This is a genomic window from Mesorhizobium escarrei (assembly GCF_935825525.1).
Taxonomy (GTDB): domain Bacteria; phylum Pseudomonadota; class Alphaproteobacteria; order Rhizobiales; family Rhizobiaceae; genus Mesorhizobium; species Mesorhizobium escarrei.
This window is the reverse complement of the sequence record NZ_CAKXZT010000164.1, coordinates 18,554-19,243: the sequence shown is the minus strand read 5'-3', so window position 1 is coordinate 19,243 and position 690 is coordinate 18,554. Positions and strand designations below refer to the sequence as shown.

Annotated in this window: 1 protein-coding gene and 1 pseudogene; both read left to right on the top strand. The window is 55.9% G+C overall.

The features are described from left to right. Nucleotides 1-67 precede the first annotated feature (67 nt). Nucleotides 68-352, top strand: coding sequence for a DUF982 domain-containing protein (locus NMG80_RS30550; RefSeq protein WP_254021563.1), 285 nt, complete (start codon nucleotides 68-70; stop codon nucleotides 350-352). 4 nt (nucleotides 353-356) lie between these two features. Continuing rightward, nucleotides 357-606 (top strand): annotated as a pseudogene (locus NMG80_RS30545) (DUF1236 domain-containing protein). The last annotated feature ends 84 nt before the right edge of the window (nucleotides 607-690 follow it).

Genomic DNA, 690 nt, shown 5'->3' with positions numbered 1-690 from the left:
GGAACATTCATTGCAACCACCGCCATGTCTTCGCGTTTAGCCACTTCAATTCTGGAGAGCGACGAAGATGCCGGCGTTTATACCGATTACGATCTACCTGAATCACAAATCGATGCTGGTTGCGTCGATACCTGATGCTGAGACGGCGCTTCAGCAACCATGGCCATTCATGGACAAGCCGTCCCGACTTGAAGCAATTCGAATGATCGAGGAATGCCTGGCCGGACACTGCACTCAACAAGCCGCGTTCGATGCCTTCAAGGCGGCCGCAAGTGAACAGGGGCTTCTTAAGCGAAAGCCTCCAAGCGTAGGCCTCAGGCATTTCGACGGGGTTGCCGAAGACCTGCTGTGAGGTGATGCTGCCTCGCGACCTGCTGGCAGGTATCGGCGTCGCTGCCGCCCAGGACGTCATCATCGAGCCTGAACAGGAGACGGTCATCAGGGAATACGTGAAAAAGCAGCCGCTCGCATCGGTGAACCTCCCTGGAGTGGAGCTCAATATCGGCTCAACCCTACCCGAGACGGTCCAACTCCATGAAGTCCCCGACACCAAATACCGTTGTCGTTGATTCGGGCACGCGCAAGATCATCAAAATCATTGAATGACCTAAGCGACTGGGACGACAACCCGCCGTGCCGAAAAGAGCGGCGGGCCTTTTGTTGTGGTTGGGGAACACGAACTGGCATCTC

What these genes read in the sequence shown, in the direction of transcription:
- NMG80_RS30550 (WP_254021563.1), top strand. Translation starts at nt 68, where the DNA reads ATGCCGGCGTTTATACCGATTACGATCTACCTGAATCACAAATCGATG.